This window comes from Vibrio sp. YIC-376 (genome assembly GCF_052353105.1).
Lineage (GTDB): Bacteria > Pseudomonadota > Gammaproteobacteria > Enterobacterales > Vibrionaceae > Vibrio.
The window spans coordinates 64887-83475 of the sequence record NZ_JBBWFK010000001.1 but is presented as its reverse complement, the minus strand read 5'-3'; the positions used below and the strand labels follow the sequence as shown (position 1 = coordinate 83475).

Below are 18589 nucleotides of genomic sequence, written 5' to 3'. Positions count from 1 at the left end.
AGTACTTTTGAGATGCTTCCTTTTTATTGACTATTACACGTTGAATTAATTTAATTTAATCCACGTTGTTTTTAGTTGAGTGAATTTATCAAACGCATGCAGCGAAAGATCACGCCCAAAACCAGACTGTTTATAACCGCCAAAAGGTGTAGAGAAATCTAACGCATCCATGGTGTTCACTGACACGGTTCCGGCTCTCAACGCTTTTGACACCGAATGCGCTCGCGTTAGATCTTTTGTCCATACCGATGCAGCCAAACCATAAATTGAATTGTTCGCTATCTCAATTGCCTGCTCTTGCGTATCGAACGGAATGATAACCACAACCGGACCAAAGACTTCCTCTCTGGCAATGGTCATCTCTGGCGTAATATTGGTTAGGATAGTCGGCTCAACAAAGTTACTAGTGGCATCCGCTTTCTCAAAACCACAAACCGATGTTGCGCCTGCATCTACCGCTGCTGCAACCATACTACGAACTTTTTGTGCGTGCTCTTTGCTGATCAACGCACCAATCTGGGTTTGCGGATCCAGTGGATCGCCCTGCTTCATCTCTTTAGTATGTTCGATGAATTTCTGCGTAAACGCCTCCTGAATACTGCGTTCGACAAGAATTCTGGAGTTAGCCGAACAAACCTCACCTTGGTTAAAGAAAATACCTGCAGCAGCATGTTGCACTGCCGCATCCAAATCACAATCAGAGAAAATTAAATTTGGGCTCTTACCACCTGTCTCCGGCCATACTGGTTTCATGTTCGATTCAGCAGAGTATGACATCAGACGCTTTGCCGTTGCGGTAGAACCAGTAAACGTTAAGCTGTCGATGTCATTGTGTCGTCCTAACGCTTGACCAACCACTTCACCAGTCCCCGTCACTATGCTAAGTACACCATCTGGCAAACCCGCTTGCTGAGCCAACTCGGCAAGACGTAACACGCTATGCGGCGACTGCTCTGCAGGTTTAAGTACCATGGAGTTACCTGAAATCAAAGCTGGCGCTAATTTCCACGCAGCAATATCTAACGGGAAATTCCACGGAATAATAGCGGCAACGACACCGATGGCTTCGCGTGTGATCATGGCAATATTGTTTCCATCGGTTGGCGCGACTTCACCATAGATTTTGTCCACCGCTTCTGCATACCATTCAAAACAACCTGCCGCGCCGGGGATATCAACATTGAATGCATCCATGATTGGTTTGCCCACGTTAAGTGTTTCCAGCAACGCGAGTTCTTCACGGTTTTCTAATATCAACTCAGCCAGTTTTTTAATGACCTGCTTGCGTTCGCGAGGTGATTTTTTTGACCAGACACCTTGCTCAAATGCCTGGCGTGCTGCTGTGACTGCAGCATCAACATCTTCTGAAGTACACGCCGTCACCTCTGCCAGTATTCGTCCGGTTGCAGGATTAACCACTTCATAAGTGCCACCGTCAGTCGCATCGACAAAGTTTCCGTTAATATAGGCTTTATTTTTTAATTCAATAGTTAATAGCTTATCCATCCAGTAGCTTTTGGTATATTTATCCAAGATATTCTCCTCGTTTATTCCTTTAAAACTGAAATATCAATAGTACTTTCTCCCTTATTATTAATACCGTAAATAGAGTATTAGTTAAACTTAACCGATGACTTTATTGGATAGTATTTTTTTATGTAGAGGTTTAATTAATATTATTTTATCACTCTAAATGACTGCCCTACTATTTCCCCATGGAGAAAGCCTAATAATTAAAGGATTTAATAGTGATATTTGAAAATATAAACGTAGATACGGTGGTCATCGGTGCCGGTCAGGCTGGCATTGCAATGAGTGAACATTTGAGTGCGCTCGATATTTCCCATTTAGTTCTTGAACGAGACAGAATTGCTGAACGCTGGAGAACACAGCGTTGGGACTCTTTGGTTGCAAATGGCCCTGCCTGGCATGACCGTTTTCCAGGCCTTGAGTTTAGTGATGCGGACAAAGACAGCTTTGTTAACAAAGACGCGATTGCAGCTTACTTTGAAAAGTACGCTGCAAAATTTTCGGCACCAGTACACACAGGAGTTGCAGTCACCCAAGTAACCCCGCTGAAAAACTCACCAGGCTTCTTGGTCGAGACATCTCAAGGCAACATCATTGCCCAGCGAGTCGTCTCTGCTACAGGCGCATTTCAGTTGCCATCTATTCCAGCTATTGTGCCGAATGAAGAAGTTGAGCAGATACACTCTTCTCAGTACCGAAACCCAGAACAACTGAATGACGGTGCGGTACTGGTTGTTGGTGCGGGCTCCTCTGGCGTCCAAATCGCCAAAGAGTTACGACAGGCAGGGAAAGACGTGTTCCTTTCTGTTGGCCCTCACGATCGCCCACCGCGTGCGTACAGAGGAAAGGACTTTGTATGGTGGCTTGGCGTACTCGGGAAATGGGATCAAGCAGCCATGAAATCAGGTCTGGAGCACGTAACCATTGCAGTGAGTGGCGCTGAAGGTGGTAAGACGGTTGATTTCCGCGAGCTAGCCCACGACGGTATCACCCTGTTAGGCAGAACCGAATCGTTCGACGATGGCGTACTCACCTTTGCTGGTGACCTAAATCAAAACATCGCTCAAGGTGACGAAAACTACCTGTCGTTGTTGGACGAAGCGGATGCCTACATCGAGCGAAACGGTCTGGACTTTCCACAAGAGCCAGAGGCACGAATTCGTTTAACAAATCCTGAATGCATGACAAACCCTGTTTTGTCGCTCAATTTAAAGCAAAACGGCATTACCAACATCATCTGGGCGACGGGCTTTAACGTCGATTACAGTTGGCTTAAATGCGATGTACTGGACGAACGTGGTTACCCAGTTCATCAGCGCGGTATTTCTCCGGTTAGAGGCGTGTATTTCCTTGGTCTGCCTTGGCTATCTCGCAGAGGTTCAAGCTTTATCTGGGGTGTTTGGCATGATGCAAAATACATTGCCGGTCATATCGACACTCAACGTAATTACGAAGATTACGCATTGTAAATCAACTCGTTAAATAAAATTAAGTCTAATAAGCACCAGAAAGAAAAAGGAATTTATCTATGCCAACGCATACTCGTATTCGCATGTTCAACACCAAAGAGACTTACCCAAATCAATCGCTTGATAACGATTTATGCCAAGCGGTCATTGCTGGCAATACCATTTATGTTCGCGGTCAAGTAGGTACTGATTTCGAAGGTAAGCTCGTCGGACTTGGCGACCCAGAAGCACAAGCGCGACAAGCAATGCATAACGTGGAACAGCTCCTAAAAGAATGTGGATCAGACCTGACCCACATCGTGAAAACCACCACCTACATTACCGACCCTCGATTCCGCGAACCTGTCTATCGCGAAGTCGGTAAATGGTTGAAAGGCGTTTACCCAATTTCTACCGGACTTGTGGTTGCTGGATTAGCGCAACCCGAGTGGCTAATGGAAATTGATGTTATTGCCGTCATTCCAGAATAATGGCACAGGAGAGTTTATGACCATTTCGATAGCAGGTTACTGCGCCAAAACTGGAACATTTGGCTGTGCTATTTCTTCATCGAGCATCAGTGTGGCTAGCCGCTGTGCTTTTGTAAAAGCCAAGACCGGTGTGACATTAACGCAAAATGTCACCAATCCGGCTTTGGGCCCGCTAGGCCTGTTGTTACTGAGCGAGGGAGCGACTGCGTCACAAGCCCTCGAACAACTCAAACTCGTTGATGATCATATTGAGTACCGTCAACTTGGAGTGTTGGATGCGTCCGGAAACGGGGCAACGTTCAGCGGGAAGCAAGCGCTTGGCATTTTTAGTACCAGCCAAGGAAATAACTGCATCGCCATGGGCAATTTGCTGGCAAATGAGCAAGTGCCTCAAGCTATGATTGACGCGTTTGAGTCCAGTGCTGACATGGATCTGGGTTCTCGACTTATCCACGCCCTAAGTGCAGGTGTTAAGCAAGGGGGAGAATTAGGAGAGCTTAAATCTGCCGGACTGATGGTATGTATCGATCACTCGTGGCCGGAAGTTGATTTGAGAGTTGATTGGAACGAATCTCCCATTCAGGCACTTAAAGAAGCCTGGAAAATATATAAGCCTCAGATTAAAGACTACATTTTACGAGCCGATGCCCCAGACAGTGCACCCAATTATGGAGTGCCTGGCAACGAATAGTTGGGCTTTATTTCTTCCTGTGTTTAGCCAGAGTGTGGATCCTCTGGCTTTTTTTTAACTAAATTTACCTACCTAAAAGGGCCCATCAGGTTAACTCGCCCTTTTTACCCATTCCAGAGTATTGTCCAAATTAGTACTGTCTAAGCTGATGCATTGAGTCTGGTTCATTGATGACTGGCAAAGTGACGTGAGAACCGCCCCCGGAGAACATTCCATTGCTAATTTCACGCCACGCTGTCCCATCATGGATAAGGTATCCCACAAGTTAACGGTTTGACTCATATTGAATGCTAAGTCATGGCGTATGCTCTCTACATCATTCATCACCCGAGCACGATTCGCACTGACATAGACACACTTAGGTCGGTTAAAGGTCACCTTTTGCATGGCTTCATACAAAACGTCTGCCTGAGAGGCGAGTAACTCGCAATGAGAAGGTACCGACACATTGAGTCGTCGCGCACTGTGAGCCTGTATTTTTATCGCTTGTTGGCATACATATTCCAGCGCATCTATCTTGCCCGAAACAATGGTTTTATTCTCTGAATTGATGTTAGCAACGTAAACACGGTATCCCTGCTCTCTCGCATGTAATACCAGTTCGTTAACCTGATTTAGTGACAGGCCAATTATCGCTGCCATGCCATAGCCGTGTGGATAAGCCTGAGCCATCAGTTCGCCTCTGAGAGCGACAATATTCAGCCCTTGCTCTAAATCTAAAATGCCGCTACAAATCGCCGCCGTAAAACCACCAATTGACAGCCCCATCATATAGTTAGGCGTCACACCATGCGCTCTGAGGTAGCGATACTGCACATATCCAGCAATAGTAAGTGCTAACTGAACATCTCTGTTAGAACTATTCTCATCAAGATCATCGAATTTAGTAGGAGAGTAACCCAATATCGCCTCAATCTGCTGCAAAGCAGACTCTACTTCGGAGTGACTAGGTAACTGAGATATCATGTTTGGACGTTGTGTTCCCTGCCCGGGAAAAGTCATTAGAATACTCATAATCATGTTTTCTCTGTTACTAGTGAAAGCCCAGCCAAGCAGACTTAGCTGGGCGATAGGAGGATGAAATTAAGGACTACATGCCCAAGGATTACCGGTAAGTTGTGGACCGGTGTCCGTTTTTATCAATACTTTAGACTGCCCACGACGCGAGACCCATTCTCTTAGCGCTACAGCGCCTGATGGCGTTTCTATCTGCGTATCGACCCTACAAGGTAAATCATCTAATTGATGGTTTAGGGACTCTAACACTCTAATTGGCAACGGCTCCGGCAAGTAAACGGTAATGTCGATATCACTGTCCTGATGAGCACATTCCATTCCCGTCGCCAGTTCATAACCCAGGCTTCCTGTCACGCCCCACTCAATACCGTGCGTCTGACATATCGCATCGACATCCGTAAGAGTTTGAAATGACACTAAATCACTCGACTGCCAATAGGCCCGGGAATGCTTGGACTGAGCCAGTTGTCTTGGCGTCACAGACCTCACAACCGATGATTTACATACCCAGGCAGCCAAACGCTCGCTGCGGGTTCTGCCTCTCACACCAACAGGAATTAGGGTGTGACGGTTAGCCCGACGGACAACAACAGGCAGTGAATTATTGTGGCGTGCGTACCAGCTTGGAGAATCATTCCCTTCCAGGGTTATTTCATCGACCCACAGTAAATCATGAGCGTTATAGGACATAAACAGACTCCTTGTTATCCAGTTGCAGAAAGTGAAGCTTTAAGGCTATTTCAGTCAGCAATAGCCAGTTCACTTTAGGACAACAGAATCGAAGGTTCTACTTCATGCCACTGCGTTTTATTCTGATACGCGTAAGCCAATTTCAGCACTGAAAGGTCTTGCTGATACGCTCCCATGATCTGTAACCCCATCGGCAAGTCACTATTGCTAAATCCAACCGGTACATTCATGACAGGTAAACCCGCCAATGTCCCCATGATGCTGATCTCCATCCAGCGGTGATAAGTATCCATTGGTTTGCCATTAATGCTTTGCGGCCAGTGGCAATTCGAGTCAAAAGGAAAGACCTGAGCACTTGGCAGCAGCAGGTAATCATACTGCTCATAGAGAGACGATACGTAGGCATACCATTTGGAGCGAATCACCGATGCCTGATACACATCCATCGCCGATAATTTCAGGCCGCTTTCAATTTCCCAGACCGCTTCTTTCTTCAGTAACTCACGTTGAATCGGGTCATGGTAAAAAGGCGCGAGCAAACCAGCGACATTAAAGTTGCGCAAATGCACCCAACTTTGCCACAGTTCATTCAAATCAAAATCAACGTCAACCGCTTCAACCTGGCATCCTAGTTTTTTGAACACCTCAAGCGATTCTTCACAAAGATCCAAAACGCCATCTTCCATTTCTATTCGGTTGTTGAAGTTACCCAGCCAGCCAACTTTCACTCCTTTAAAATCAGCAGCCAGATCCTGCCTAAACTGCTCTCCGGTTTCTTTAATAGATAACGGAGCACGGGCATCATAGCCAGCCTGAATAGACAATAACATTGCGATGTCTTTAACGTTGCGCCCGATAGTCCCTTCAATACCAAGCTGTGAATAGTAGACTTCGCCTGCGGGGCCAAAAGGAATTCTCCCCTGCGAAGGTCTGAAACCGTACACATTATTGTAGGCAGGAGGATTTCTTAACGAACCCATCATGTCGGAACCACAAGCGACCGGCACTAACTTAGCCGCTACCGCAGCAGCCGCGCCGCCTGAACTGCCGCCTGCAGTTTTCGAGGTGTCATACGCCGACTTGGTTGTGCCGTAAACCTGATTATAACTTTGTGACCCCAGACCAAACTCAGAGACATTGGTTTTACCAATGAAGATTGCTCCTGCCTCTCTCATTCGCTCTACATGTATCTGATCATGTTCCGGAACCCAGTCTGCAAATATTGGCGATCCCATTGAAGTTCGCATCCCTTTTACTGACGCAAGATCTTTGACCGCCGTGGGAAATCCATGCAGAAAGCCTTGGTCGACGCCTTGCGCTAACAATTCATCTTTCTCTTTTGCTTCCTGCAGCAGAGACGCTTCATCACGCATCCCAACAATGGCATTAACCTTCGGATTAATATGCTTGATGTGAGATAAATACGCGTTCATTACCTCAACACAGCTTAATGACCCATTGTGAATCTGTTCAGACAGTTCGGTGGCGTTAAGCTTTACGATTGAATTCAATTTCTTATCCATAAGTCCTAATAAATCCATTCTTTTTGCATCTGAGCGCGAATATCACGTGTCGCACGTCGATTCTCGCCTTGCAAACGATGTGACCATTCATTCCCTTTGATATTGATGTCTTCCAATGCAGCAGAAAAGAGAGAGCGGATTCGGTCAATATCCTGATTGGTAGGCTGGTCGGCATTCTCCACTGTGACCATTTCCCAAAGTAGGCCCAGTGTATTGTAATTGTTGATGTCGTACGCCATCGGTGGATGTTCGGCTGCCAGTGACTCTAACTGATCTATTGTTCGTAGTGTCACTTTCGCTGCAGAGGCTTTACCCATCGCATGCACGCTGCACTGCTCATCGTCCAGTGCAATCAGTCGAGAAGCCTGATAACCATGTGCAAGAAATCCTCCTGACATCGCTTTGCCAACAATCAAGCCTAAAACAGGGTGCCCAGCGTTACGCGCCTGAGCATACGCATTAGCTGCTGCCGCCAACGATAAATGAATACCATAAGCTTCCTCACGACGACCATACGCTTGTGAAGGAACATCGATAATCGCCACGATAACAGACTTTGAGTGGCTGTCTTTATCGCGTTCGACGACCTCATTCACCGCCTTCGCGATGTTCCACCCTTCCAGTAACCCGACTTCACCATTTCTCGCTCTAGGGAAAGCATTGTTGCTATCTTGAGTCACATTAATATAACGAACCGGAAGACCATTGAATTGACCGTCAATGACTTGTACTGATGGCGTAAATCCAGCAACAACCTGACCATCATAAGCCAGCGTTTTCATCCAAATATCACCTCGTTTACTCATCAGCCTTTCCTCCTGCTAAATCTAAACATACCTGTGTAGGCGTTGCCTGAACCGAGGTATCCACCTGATTCAAAATCGATAAATAATGCTCAACTTGCTCACTTCTGGTGATTTCTGGCCTACCTGACTGAAGAGCGTCAACAAGCTGAGATTTGATCGAACTTGCACCATCTTCGACTAAATGGTCCACCAGCTTGCTACGATATCTCTGCTCTCCGCCCGTGATTCCCCAGATAAAAGGTCGGTCAGACGAATCGTATTCTGCAATGCCCGCTTCTTGTTCAATAACAGCGGGGCCATTCAGGCCTAATCTCGCTTCACGGGTGACAATAAGCTTGCTGCAAAGACCTGCGGCTATCGACATGCCGCCAAAACAGCCAACGGCTCCGGCAACAATACCGACCACTGGGACATACTCGTTGAGTGAAATAATGGCAGAGTGAATGTCCGCAATGGCAGCAAGTCCAAGGTTAGCTTCCTGTAATCGAACGCCACCAGTTTCCAGCACTAAGATAACTTGCGTGTTAATTCCGCGCTGATTGTCTTGAAGAGCCAGATCGAGCGCTGCAGCCATTTTCGCGCCAGAAACTTCACCGATTGCGCCGCCCTGGAAACCACCTTCGATACCAAGAACAACGGCGCGCTGACCATCGATCTTTCCAATCATCACAATACCGCCATCATCGCTTTGAGCGACGATACCCTGCTTAGGTAACCATGGTGAAGTGAGCTGAGCTTCACAACCGAGTAGCTCACGCGCAGAACCTTCATCAAACAGGAACTGACAGCGCTGACGAACCGACATTTCCACGAATGAGCGACCAAAAGGTGTGATCTCTCCAGCAGCAAGACTCTGCTGTTCCTCTAACTGTTCTAACGCTTGTGCCAATCTGAGGTTAATCACTCCTGGTGTCGCACCAAAATCATTGATGGTGACACTCATTGCTTCACCTACCTCATCAAACGCACGAGATAAGATCACCTGCCATACCTCATGGCGATGGTTAATTGAGGTTGAAATATTCACTTCAATTTGTGGGTTTGAGTTTGGTTGTAGCAAAACTTCTAAGTCACCAGACCCCACATTACCCACCCGCACGTTTTTCGAAATTGAGTGCTGGCCAGGATAAGTAAATTGCAGTTGTTCCATTGCCAATAATCTCCTTTATACATCAATGAAATGAATCATTGATCAACCAAAATGATGCTACGATTTGCTACTGCGTCGACAAAGAGTGTCGCCGCTAACAGATCTGCTGCGCCTCCCGGTGAAGCATTGATAGCAACCATGCTTTTGTTTAGTTCGATAAGCTTGCTGAAACCGACTTCCGTTGCGGCACCTCCGGCCTGAATGATGTCACTAGCGCCTTGTTGCATGAGCGTTAACCCCGCCATACCTGCTCGGGATAACACGCACGTATCGGTCAGATTTGCCATCAGTGCCACTAGCGAATTCAACTGAGCATGGGATTCAGAGTGATCCTTCTGTCTGCTTGTGAGGAGAGCAGGAAGCGCGATGTCGACGATAGCAGGAAACCCGTTCTGAGCTTGCTCTCGAGCGCCATTGACTTGGTATTGGCGAGTCGCCTTAAGTCCTTTACTCCACATCTGTTTGACGAATTGATCTGGCAAACAAGCCATGCGTCCAGCTACCGCACACAGATCATTTGAAGTCGCGTTTTCGCCCAGCATCCCAGCGGATGTAGCAAGCAAACCAAGAGCCCAAATCGCACCACGATGCGTATTCACACCATCTGTCACCTTCATCATTTGGGACTCTGCTTCCCGGCCAATACGACCGATTTGCTCTCTCAGAGGAAGCAATGAATCCACTGACTGACTCGATTGATATCGTTGCCCCTCAGCCGCCATTTGCACAAAATAAGGAGCCAGACAGTTGGCCGAACGCACCATCAACTCGACAGTCAGGTCGCTATGTGACCCTGTATTCCACTGATCAACTAAGCCGGGTTTTGGCGAAAGCACGACTTCTGCGACCAGTGCATCACGGGCCAATAAACCAATCTGATTAGCCAATCGGGAAAGTGGTGAGTACTCTTCCCAATTTGGGCGGACTTGCTGAGCGATGTGCGACATTGAAATACCCTCTTCCTAATTACCCGCTATAATTACCCGCTACGGAGCAACCTATTAATGCTGAGCTTTCGATAAACTGCTTGTCATTCAATAAACCAAGTTGCCTACCAACTGCGGAATTTCGCAGGCGGCTCATACAAGCCTTCAGACCACTGGACAAGTTCATTCATGTTTTTCGCAGCTAATAAATCTCGAGTGGCTTCAGAGCGTTTGATCCCTAAGTCCTGAGGTGTGGCGACCTTGCCTTCGGCTCGAAGTTTGTCAATCTGACTTTTAGTTACGGTTTGTCCCAAGTGGGTAACACCAGCAACCGCTGCAATCATCTGTTTACGCTCTTCCAGATCTTTAGCCATGAATAAGTAAGCAATACCTTCTTCGGTCAATACGTGAGTAACGTCATCGCCATAAATCATGACAGGGGCAATTGGCATATTGCTGTGCTGACCAACGTCAACGGCATCAAGCTTATCGACAAAGGTTGGTTTTTCACCGCTTTGGAATGTCTCGACCATTTGCACCACAAGCTTTTTACCTTTGAGGATGTCTTTGTCGTGATCGGTAATGAGATCCAGCCATGCATCACTGGCGTGTCGACGTCCGCGGGGATCGTGCCCCATATTTGGCGCGCCACCGAAGCCTGACAGACGACCATGAGTCACGGTAGAGGAGTTACCTTCCGCATCCATTTGCAGCGTTGCACCAATAAACATATCTGCTGCAAACTGGCCAGCCATCTGACACATGGTACGATTCGAACGCATCGAGCCATCAGACCCGGTAAAGAACACGTCTGGTCGATGACGAGCGTATTCTTCCATACCCAATTCGCCACCAAACGAGTGCACACTTTCAACCCAGCCAGATTCTATGGCCGGAATAAGTGTCGGGTGAGGGTTCAATGTCCAGTGCTTACAAATTTTGCCTTTCAGCCCCAGCTTTTCGCCGTAGGTAGGCAATAGCAATTCGATAGCTGCAGTGTTGAAACCAATACCGTGGTTTAACGTTTGGACTTTATGTTTGGCATAAATCCCTTTAATCGCCATCATCGCCATCAAAATATGCGTATCTTTAATCAGGCGCGGATCGCGAGTGAATAAAGGTTCGATAAAGAAATCTTTGTCGGCTTCGACGACAAAGTCGATCCAATCTCCGGGAATATCGACACGAGGAAGATCATCAACACTGTCCACAATCTTGTTAACTTGAGCGATGACGATACCATCTTTAAAGGCTGGCGCTTCCACCAGCGCAGGCGTATCTTCCGTTGATGCTCCAGTATATAAGTTGCCTTTTCTGTCTGCCGTATAACCTGCAACGAGCGCAACATTCGGAATCAAGTCGCAATAGAGACGCGAATAGAGCTCGATATAGGTATGCACTGCTCCGACTTCTAGTATCCCATCAGCGAGCATCTGAGAAATACGCACACTTTGTTTACCGGCATATGCGAAATCGAGCTTTTTGGCTATTCCCGTTTCAAAAATATTCATATGCTCTGGCAAGCTCACGCTCGGCATAATCATATGGAGATTATTGACAACATCTGGGTTCACTTTTTCCAAACTACGGGCTAAGAAGTCAGCCTGCTTTTGGTTATTACCTTCGAGAATAACTCGATCACCCGGTCGGATTATCTTTTCCATCACTTCAACAATATTTGAAGTTGGAATCACTTTACCTTCCGTTATTGAGTTAACTGAATTAATTCGCTCCTTCTTTAAGGTGCGCTTAATATCCCACTTCTTTTTTTCGGTCATAAAAGTGCCTCACGATATATTTCAATCACGCTGTTATTTTTACGATTTAAAAATAACCTGCTATTCCATGGCATTGCTTTCCTTGAACTAATGTCAGTGACAACGCTCTGAAATGCTCCATACCTTCAAACTACTCGCGAATGAGATCACATTCAATTAACTGACCAGTCACACTATTAACCTAAAGTTAACAATGATAAGGTTGCTCTATTATTGAAACGGATTCGAATAAACATGATTAACGACGGTGTCACTTTAAAGAAAATTACTATTTTTCATGAATTTATGAAAAACAGCAGTATGAAAGATGCTGCGCAGAAATTAGATATCAGTGTCGTTAGTGTGCATAAAGCTTTGCATTCGCTGGAAGAAGCCATTGAGTGCCCACTTTTTGAAACTCAAGGCCGAACGCTCCGTCCGCTGAAAAGCGCGGAAACTTTTTACGCGTATTCAGCAAAACTATTGGCCGAGCTGGATTCCGCCATCAAAGAAGCCAAAGACCAGTTGGGGATTCAGTCCGATAAGCTGGCACTGGGTAGCTTATACTCTTTGACTTACGACCTTGTTCCGACTGTCGTTTCAGGGCTGCAGAAGCGACGACCTGAGCTTCAGGTTTCTATCACTCAAGGTTCGAATCAAACCCTGTTGCAACGTTTAGACAAAATGGAAATAGACGTTGCACTGATTGCACAACCCCATCCTGCGGCAAGTAGCACTTATACCGTCATGCCGATATATCAAGATCACATGATGATTGCGATATGTAACTCTTCCCCTTTCGCAAGCAAACCTAAGATAGCACTGGAAGAATTAGCCAATGAAAAGCTCATCACCCTATCTCCCGGCTTTGCAACCTATGAGCAATGTTTAAAATGCTTTCAAAGGGACAACCTTAAGCCTGTCATCGGAATGCAGGTGGAAGACATTTTTACGCTGATGAACTTAATCCAATCCGGCGTAGGCTATTCCATCGTACCCGCACGCTTGAAAGAGAGATATCAGCCACACGTTGCGTTCGTTGAAATCGATACCGTTCATCCCAATCCCGAGCCTCAAACGGTCTCGCTGGTTTGCCTAAAAACAAAAGAGCGTGAAATTGGGATTTTGAGTTGCATCGCAGAGTGCCGCTTGTATGCACTCAGTCATAAGTCTTAGAATCCAAAAGCCAAAAGCGCACCATCAAAAAGAGGTGCGCTTGTTGTTACCAACACTATCTAAACTGCGACCAATTTCGCTAATTGCGCAAGAACTTGGTTGAGTTCCGATACCAACCAATCGATCTCTTCACGCTTCATGATCAATGGTGGCGACATTTGGATTAATGGCGTTCCTCGCTGGTCGATCGCAACGCGGAACAGCAGGCCTTTATCGTACAACGCAGGCTCCAGATATTCGGCGACAAAGTCAGCTACCGTCAATGATCCTTCCCAACTGCACTTCTGCTGGTTAGTCACAAGCTCGACTGAGTAGTGGTAGCCATCACCACGTACATCGCCAACCAGCTCTATATTGCGTAAGCTCTGCAGTGACGCTTTAAAGTACTCGCAGTTTTCCTTAACGTTGCCAATGATGTTTTCTCGCTCGATTATTTCTATATTCGCCAGCGCTGCGGCACAAGCAACAGGGTGACCACCATAGGTTAACCCATGCAGGAACATCTGCGCGCCGTTCTCAAGGATCGGTGTCATCACTTTATTCGAAGTAATCACGCCCCCTAGAGGGATATGACCAGAAGCGACGCCTTTTGCAAAAGTAATCACATCTGGTTCTAAACCGTAACGACTAGAACCAAACCATTCACCCAGGCGACCGAAGCCACAGATGACTTCATCGGCAATCAGCAACACACCATATTTGTCACAGATTTCACGTAATCCCTTGGTGTATCCCGCAGGAGGAGTGAAGCTGCCGCCCGCGTTTTGTAGCGGTTCAATAAAAATGCCCGCTACCGTACTCGGACCTTCCTGAATGATTAGAGACTCGATTTCTTCTAAAAGAAATGCAGTAAATTGTGCCTCAGTTTCACCTTCAGGACGACGATAGCGGTTGGTATTAGACACATGGCGAACCCCGGACATCAAAGGTTCGAAGTCTTTACGCAGATCAGTCATACCATTCAGAGACAGAGCACCGTAGCTGGTGCCATGATATGCCACTCGTCGGGCGATAAACTTTCTTCTTGAAGGTTCACCCTTCGCCTGATGATACTGGCGTACGAGTTTGATAGCCGCTTCATTCGATTCTGAACCGCTGGAAGTAAAGAACACGCGATTTAAATCACCGGGAGCGAGAGAAGCAATTTTTGCTGCCAGACGGATGGAAGGCTCATGGGCTACGCTCCAGTTAGTAAAGTAAGGCAATTCACTCATCTGACGTTTAACGGCTTCACCAATCTCTTCGCCATGGCTATAACCAACTTGCACGCAGAACAACCCGCCTAACGCATCAAAAAATTTCTTACCGTTTGTATCCCATATCCAGCAGCCTTCACCTTTATCCATCACGGTTAATGCTTTTTCATGGTAGTACTTACGCGGCGTAAAGTGCATCAACAGGTGCTCTTTAGCCAGACGCTGCAGCTCTTCGTTGTTTTTTTGCATAGACTGCATATCAATATCCATATCAATTTCTCCTAGCTTTCATGTTCTGTTTCCGGTCAAGGGGTAATTTCAGCCACCGACCTAAATTAACGACCCAACCCCCCCACAATACTTGCGTTAGCGCTCATCTCGTCATACAAAACAAGGACAAAAATGGGATAATTTCGGACAATATGCGATATTGACAAAATACACAGGGACTCAAAGGAATTGGCTCCCGAATAATTGAAATCAACGTGATAAAAGGAATCGTCACCATCAACGATTACAAGGAATCTCCAGACTCAGCACCGCTAACGCAGAGCAATGTTCATACGGAGAAAAATGTACTAATCAACAAAACAGACCCGCGACATATACCTGCGACATCTCATGTCATTGCTATCGCCATCGAACTTGCGAGACAAAATGGGATAAGCACTCAAGATGTATTAACCAGTGCGGGTCTAACCAGCGAATCACTTTATTTGCCAGAAACTGAATTCAATCGTTTTCAGGAGATATCGACGTTTGAAAGTCTGTTGGATATTACCCAGAGTGAGATTCTGGGCTTGCAAATAGGAAGGTCGATTAAAGTATCCTGTCTTGGCCTGCCCGGTTACGCCATGTTGGTCAGTGAGAATGTAGCTCAGGCGATATCCTGTTTGATCGCTTTCCCACTATTACTTGGATGGTACTTCAACATTGAGCTGGAACCAGATGAGAGAACCGTAACGCTTAAAATCAGTGACTACTGTTATTCAGATAAATTGAAACAGTTTAGCATCGAGATGGCGCTCTCTTCTGTGCTGACATTAATTGAAGATTTACTCGGTCACGCCGTGAAGCCTGTGGCTGTTAAACTCACCGGCTCCTCAATACCGCATCTTCAAAAAGTTGCGACCTTTCTAGGCTGTAATGTAGAGCCCTGCGAATACGATGGGATTACGTTTGAACTGAGCACTTTCTTAAGTCTCTGCCCGCTTGCGAATAAAGTGAGTTTCGAAGATCTGTACAGACAATGTGAGATAAAAGAGAGCGAATGGCACGCCAGAACTTCTCAGGATTTGGCGTCAAAAATCAAGTATCTCGTTTCGCAGGAGCCCGCATCTTACTCTATGACCAACGTAGCCAGAGAGCTTTGGATGACTGAAAGAACGCTAAGGAGACGCTTAAAAGAACAAGGCATCAGCTTCCAAAAACTGGTTAATCAAGTACGTTACCAGAAAGCAGTAACACTGTTGGAAACCACCGATACCCACATCGCAGATATCGCAGAGCAACTAGGCTACAGCGATACCGCCAGTTTTCGTCATGCGTTTAAACGTTGGTCGAGGCTAGCCCCGACCGAGTTCAGAAAGCTCAAACAGAGGGAGTTATGAAGCAAGTGACGTTATAACGGAAAATGGCGTTTGCTTTTGAATGGTAGAGTTAAAGTCCTTTAAGACTTCCACAAATGCATTTCCTACCGGGGATAAGCGAGATTGCTTCAGTTTCGCAATTCCCATGGTCAAAGGCAGTAAGTTTCCTTTAAGAGGAATAGAAACAAGCTTACTGTTCACTCCATCTTCACCACGCATCGGTGTATTAAGAAGAGAGTACCCTAACCCATTTTCTACCAACCCCTGCGCCATACCCAATGAGTGAGCTTTGAAAGCCACTTTTGGTTCGATGCCATGACTATAAAACAAAGAGCAAAAATACTCTTTACTCATCGGCCAATCGAGCATCACCATAGGGTACTCAACCAACTCTTCTATCGATAAACATGAGCGACTTGCTAACGTGTGGTGTTTACTGACCACTACGTAAGGTGGCATCACCATCAATGGTATGAATTCGATGCTCTCAGGTAACTGCATATCATAAGTGATAGCAAGTTCATATTTGCAGTTACTTAATCCCTGAATAATATCTTGTTGATGCATCTCGTCACACTGAACATCGACTGCGGGATATTTTTCCACAAAACGCTTGATCATTGACGGCATCATCAATGACGTGAACGTCGGAAACCCAACGACATTGAGTACACCTGAAATCTCTGTTCCCAGAGTTTCCGCAAAACGAGACAAATCATCAGCATCACTGAGCAGTGACTTGGCTTTGTTGAAAAACCGATAGCCCTGAGGCGTAAGCGATAGCCCCTGAGCATGATGACGGACAAACAATTGTAGCCCAGTAACATGTTCAAGATGTTGAATCGCAGAAGAGATTGAAGGCTGAGAAACAAACATTAACGCTGCTGCTTTGGTCACACTCTGATGTTCCCCGGCAACAACAAAATACCTCAGTTGTTTTAAGGTAAATTTAGTGGTCATTTATTATTTTCCTTGATGAGCTTTACTTCAGTCCGTTAAACGATACATTAATATTTTATTAACAAATAAGCAAAATCCCTGCCACACAATTGAATAGCCGATGGCTATGCAATTGCTCATCTTTATCAGAAAACCTTTCGCATATTGCACCAATTCAATGCATTTATGCTGCAATATGTCCCGATATAGTGACCAACTATAAAAGACATTCATCTATCGTCATTTTCAGGAATCTAAATTTGAGTTCGTCCCAAACATCTCTAACTTGCTGGGAAAAACGAAAAACCCCAAGCATCTGGCTTGGGGTTCTCAGTAGAGGGAAGCTACGTAACGGTATCGGCTAAATTGGTAAGCCATCCACGATGGTTCCATTTTTCCCTTCACGTTTAACTCGATACATCATCTGATCGCCTCGAATGAGTAGCCTCTCAACATCGTAACCGGTGTGGAGAGACGTACTCACTCCGATGCTGGCACCGACAGAAACGGACAGGTCGTCATTAATCTCAATACTTTGAGTAAAAGCGTTTTCCATATCACTTAGAATATTGGGTAATATAGACAGGTCATTCAATTTAATCGCAACCACAAACTCATCGCCTCCCCAGCGAGCAATAATGTCGTTTGGACGCGAGATACTTCTTAAACGAGAGCTGAGCTCCTTCAACACGATATCGCCGGCTTCATACCCGTACTCATCATTTACGAGCTTAAAGTCATTTAAATCCAGCCAAATCATCACTAGATGAGATCCCCGTTCTTGAGCAATTGCGCTCAACTCTTTAAAACGAATATCTCCTCCTCGACGGTTATAAATTCCGGTCAGAGCATCGTGAGTGGCATTATAAACAAACGTTTTTTCTTTATGTGCCCGGTCTGAAATATCGTACGCCACCAGCTCAACAAAGCGTTCTAACTCTCGGTTATGCCGATGGGCTACCCGAGAACATATCACCCTTAACCAAACATCTTCCTTGTTGTTTAAACGGAAATCTTTAAACGAACTGGTGTTTTGTTCACGCACTTCTTTCAGGAGTAACTCAAACTCTTCTTTATCGTCAAAAAACTCTGGCAGAGCGACTAGATCCTGCATTGATTAGTCATAGTGAAAAGTAGATTTAAATGACTGATTTGCCAAATAGATCTGATTGTTGTCATCAATGAGAGCAATACTCGCATGCGAGTGTTCAAATATGATCCTAAACTGACGCTCCAGCTGAATGATTTGCTTATTTTTATCTGCTTCGCTGCGATAAAAATCTGCGATTCTGTTCATCAGACTATCGGTGGTCTCACCCAATCGTAGGCATAGCTGATATTACCTACGTCACCGATCAGGGTTAAATCACTACCAATTCTTCCAGCTCGTACATTCCAGGCGTTATTGAAGTCGTAACTGACGTATGCCCAGATTAGGGCTTCATCCAAGCTGTTGTTTACTCTGTCTTTACCTACAATTTGTACTGATGCTTTTAACGCATCTGTGAACTGAGTGTCCGTCTGTAATCCGATGAGGGAATCTTGGCTTAAGCTCAGCTCCCGAGTCTTACCTTCTTGTGTAATATCGCGACGAAAACCTAACGTTGCCGAATCTGAATAAGCCGCACTTAGCGATCCAAAACCTCGAAACTCCACCATA

18 protein-coding genes are annotated in these 18589 nt (G+C 45.9%); 5 read left to right on the top strand and 13 right to left on the bottom strand.

Annotation, left to right across the window (positions count from 1 at the left end; all coding sequences use genetic code 11):
• Nucleotides 1-45 precede the first annotated feature (45 nt).
• Nucleotides 46-1506 (bottom strand): aldehyde dehydrogenase, encoded by a 1461-nt coding sequence (locus WJM94_RS00385; RefSeq protein ID WP_444492978.1) that lies wholly within the window; start codon nucleotides 1504-1506, stop codon nucleotides 46-48.
• Nucleotides 1507-1748: 242 nt separating this feature from the next.
• On the opposite strand from WJM94_RS00385, the gene WJM94_RS00380 reads away from it, so the two are divergent.
• From WJM94_RS00380 to WJM94_RS00370, 3 genes are read left to right on the top strand one after another with little or no spacing between them, the layout of a single operon-like run.
• Nucleotides 1749-2999 (top strand): flavin-containing monooxygenase, encoded by a 1251-nt coding sequence (locus tag WJM94_RS00380; RefSeq protein ID WP_444492266.1) that lies wholly within the window; start codon nucleotides 1749-1751, stop codon nucleotides 2997-2999.
• Between the two features lie 59 nt (nucleotides 3000-3058).
• Entirely contained in the window at nucleotides 3059-3469 is a 411-nt protein-coding gene (locus tag WJM94_RS00375) for a RidA family protein (RefSeq protein ID WP_444492265.1), read from the top strand.
• Between the two features lie 16 nt (nucleotides 3470-3485).
• Nucleotides 3486-4160 (top strand): DUF1028 domain-containing protein, encoded by a 675-nt coding sequence (locus WJM94_RS00370; RefSeq protein WP_444492264.1) that lies wholly within the window; start codon nucleotides 3486-3488, stop codon nucleotides 4158-4160.
• 90 nt (nucleotides 4161-4250) lie between these two features.
• Here WJM94_RS00370 and WJM94_RS00365 read toward each other — a convergent pair whose 3' ends face one another.
• From WJM94_RS00365 to mdcA, 7 genes are all read right to left on the bottom strand, one after another.
• Nucleotides 4251-5180 carry an ACP S-malonyltransferase gene (locus WJM94_RS00365; protein ID WP_444492263.1) on the bottom strand — a complete coding sequence of 310 codons (930 nt, stop codon included), beginning with the start codon at nucleotides 5178-5180 and terminating at the stop codon, nucleotides 4251-4253.
• A 63-nt stretch (nucleotides 5181-5243) separates the two neighbouring features.
• Nucleotides 5244-5867 carry a malonate decarboxylase holo-ACP synthase gene (locus WJM94_RS00360; RefSeq protein ID WP_444492262.1) on the bottom strand — a complete coding sequence of 208 codons (624 nt, stop codon included), beginning with the start codon at nucleotides 5865-5867 and terminating at the stop codon, nucleotides 5244-5246.
• A 74-nt stretch (nucleotides 5868-5941) separates the two neighbouring features.
• Nucleotides 5942-7378: an amidase gene (locus WJM94_RS00355; protein WP_444492261.1), complete on the bottom strand. Its 1437-nt coding sequence runs from the start codon at nucleotides 7376-7378 to the stop codon at nucleotides 5942-5944.
• A gap of 17 nt (nucleotides 7379-7395) precedes the next feature.
• Nucleotides 7396-8196 (bottom strand): biotin-independent malonate decarboxylase subunit gamma, encoded by an 801-nt coding sequence (mdcE, locus tag WJM94_RS00350; RefSeq protein WP_444492260.1) that lies wholly within the window; start codon nucleotides 8194-8196, stop codon nucleotides 7396-7398.
• Nucleotides 8189-9346, bottom strand: coding sequence for a biotin-independent malonate decarboxylase subunit beta (locus WJM94_RS00345; protein WP_444492259.1), 1158 nt, complete (start codon nucleotides 9344-9346; stop codon nucleotides 8189-8191). The genes mdcE and WJM94_RS00345 overlap by 8 nt, the downstream gene beginning before the upstream one ends.
• Nucleotides 9347-9381: 35 nt before the next feature.
• On the bottom strand, nucleotides 9382-10293 hold the full coding sequence (locus WJM94_RS00340) for a triphosphoribosyl-dephospho-CoA synthase (RefSeq protein ID WP_444492258.1): 912 nt from the start codon (nucleotides 10291-10293) through the stop codon (nucleotides 9382-9384).
• Between the two features lie 104 nt (nucleotides 10294-10397).
• Complete coding sequence (gene mdcA / locus WJM94_RS00335; RefSeq protein WP_444492257.1) at nucleotides 10398-12050, bottom strand: malonate decarboxylase subunit alpha; 1653 nt, start codon at nucleotides 12048-12050, stop codon at nucleotides 10398-10400.
• A gap of 234 nt (nucleotides 12051-12284) precedes the next feature.
• On the opposite strand from mdcA, the gene WJM94_RS00330 reads away from it, so the two are divergent.
• Nucleotides 12285-13205: a LysR substrate-binding domain-containing protein gene (locus tag WJM94_RS00330; RefSeq protein WP_444492256.1), complete on the top strand. Its 921-nt coding sequence runs from the start codon at nucleotides 12285-12287 to the stop codon at nucleotides 13203-13205.
• A gap of 59 nt (nucleotides 13206-13264) precedes the next feature.
• On the opposite strand, the gene WJM94_RS00325 is transcribed toward WJM94_RS00330, so the two are convergent.
• Nucleotides 13265-14671, bottom strand: a complete 1407-nt coding sequence (locus WJM94_RS00325; RefSeq protein ID WP_444492255.1) for an aspartate aminotransferase family protein — start codon at nucleotides 14669-14671, stop codon at nucleotides 13265-13267.
• A 215-nt stretch (nucleotides 14672-14886) separates the two neighbouring features.
• On the opposite strand from WJM94_RS00325, the gene WJM94_RS00320 reads away from it, so the two are divergent.
• Nucleotides 14887-16011 carry an AraC family transcriptional regulator ligand-binding domain-containing protein gene (locus WJM94_RS00320; protein WP_444492254.1) on the top strand — a complete coding sequence of 375 codons (1125 nt, stop codon included), beginning with the start codon at nucleotides 14887-14889 and terminating at the stop codon, nucleotides 16009-16011.
• Here the strand turns inward: WJM94_RS00320 and WJM94_RS00315 are convergent.
• The 4 genes from WJM94_RS00315 to WJM94_RS00300 all read right to left on the bottom strand — a co-directional run bounded on the left by WJM94_RS00315 (nucleotide 16006) and on the right by WJM94_RS00300 (nucleotide 18588).
• Entirely contained in the window at nucleotides 16006-16950 is a 945-nt protein-coding gene (locus WJM94_RS00315; RefSeq protein WP_444492253.1) for a LysR family transcriptional regulator, read from the bottom strand. The two genes, WJM94_RS00320 and WJM94_RS00315, sit on opposite strands and share 6 nt — an antisense overlap.
• A 340-nt stretch (nucleotides 16951-17290) precedes the next feature.
• Nucleotides 17291-18043 carry a GGDEF domain-containing protein gene (locus WJM94_RS00310; RefSeq protein ID WP_444492252.1) on the bottom strand — a complete coding sequence of 251 codons (753 nt, stop codon included), beginning with the start codon at nucleotides 18041-18043 and terminating at the stop codon, nucleotides 17291-17293.
• 3 nt (nucleotides 18044-18046) lie between these two features.
• On the bottom strand, nucleotides 18047-18226 hold the full coding sequence (locus tag WJM94_RS00305; protein WP_444492251.1) for a PAS domain S-box protein: 180 nt from the start codon (nucleotides 18224-18226) through the stop codon (nucleotides 18047-18049).
• Entirely contained in the window at nucleotides 18226-18588 is a 363-nt protein-coding gene (locus WJM94_RS00300) for a hypothetical protein (protein WP_444492250.1), read from the bottom strand. The genes WJM94_RS00305 and WJM94_RS00300 overlap by 1 nt, the downstream gene beginning before the upstream one ends.
• Between the last annotated feature and the right edge of the window lies 1 nt (nucleotide 18589).